The organism is Bradyrhizobium sp. P2_E8 (assembly GCF_056403875.1).
Map to the genome: position 1 here is coordinate 1 of NZ_JBFUES010001466.1, position 1,300 is coordinate 1,300.

At 67.4% G+C, this 1,300-nt stretch carries 1 pseudogene; it reads left to right on the forward strand.

Going from position 1 to position 1,300, the window contains the following annotated elements:
- Nucleotides 1-1,300 (forward strand): annotated as a pseudogene (locus tag AC1D00_RS41470) (AAA family ATPase); the annotation flags it as partial.

Genomic DNA, 1,300 nt, shown 5'->3' on the forward strand with positions numbered 1-1,300 from the left:
CGCTCGAGGTGTTGGTCGATCAGGTCCTGGGCCTCGCAGCCCACCAGCCCGTCCTGGCCCTGTACGAGGACGTGCACTGGGCCGATCCGACCTCGCTCGAGCTGCTCGATCTCCTGATCGACCGGGTGCAAGGCGCCCCCGTGCTCGTCCTCATCACCTTCCGGCCGGAGTTCGCGCCATCCTGGACGTGCTATGCCCATGCCACCGCGCTGAGCCTCAGCCGGTTGAGCCGCCGGCAGGGGGCGGCCATGGTCGCGCGGCTGAGCGGCGGCAAGGCGCTTCCCCCCGCGGTGCTCGACCAGATCGTGGCCAAGACGGACGGCGTGCCGCTGYTCGTTGAGGAGCTGACGCGGACCGTGCTGGAGACAAATCTGCTCCGGGATGAGGGCGACCACTACGCGCTCGCCGGACCGCTGCCGCCGATGGCGATTCCAGCCACGCTCCAGGAGTCGCTGCTGGCCCGGCTCGACCGGCTGGCCCCAGCCCGAGAGGTCGCCCAGACCGCGGCCGCGATTGGTCGAGAATTCTCCTACGAACTGCTCGCGATTGCGGCGGCGCTGCCGGAGAGCGAACTGCACGCGGCCTTGGACGACCTCGTCGATTCGGGTCTGGTATTCCGGCGTGGGACGCCGCCTCAGGCGACCTACAGCTTCAAGCATGCGCTCGTGCAGGACGCCGCATATGCGACCCTCGTTCGCGCGAAGCGGCAGCGCCTACACGCCCGCATCGCCACCGCGCTCGAGCAGCATTTTCCGGAGACAGTGCAGGCGCAGCCCGAGCTTCTGGCCCATCACTACACAGAGGCAGGACTTGCCGAACCGGCGATCGATGATTGGCTGAGGGCGGGACAAGCAGAGATCGCGCGGTCGGCCACAGCAGAGGCGATCACGCAATTGACCAAAGGGCTCGACCTGATTCCTGCTCTCCCCGACGACGCTCCACGATGGCGGCGGGAACTCGAGCTGCAAATCGCGCTCGGCGTCGCCCTGATGGCCGCAAAGGGCTGGGCCGCACCGGAGGTCGGGCGGGCCAACGCACGGGCCCGAGACTTGTGCGAGCGCCTGGGCGAGACGTCGCGGCTCTTCCCTGTTCTCTATGGGAAGTGGGTTTTTCACGTCGTAAGGGCGGAGCTCGAGGCCGGTCGAATTGTAGGCGAGGATTTGCTCTGCCGCGCCCAGGCACAGAACGATGCTGCCGCCGAAACCATCGGCAATCGCATCGTCGGAACCACTGAATTGCTTCGCGGCGAGTTAATGGCTGCGCGCGCCCATTTGGAGCGGACGCTCGCCCTCTACGATCC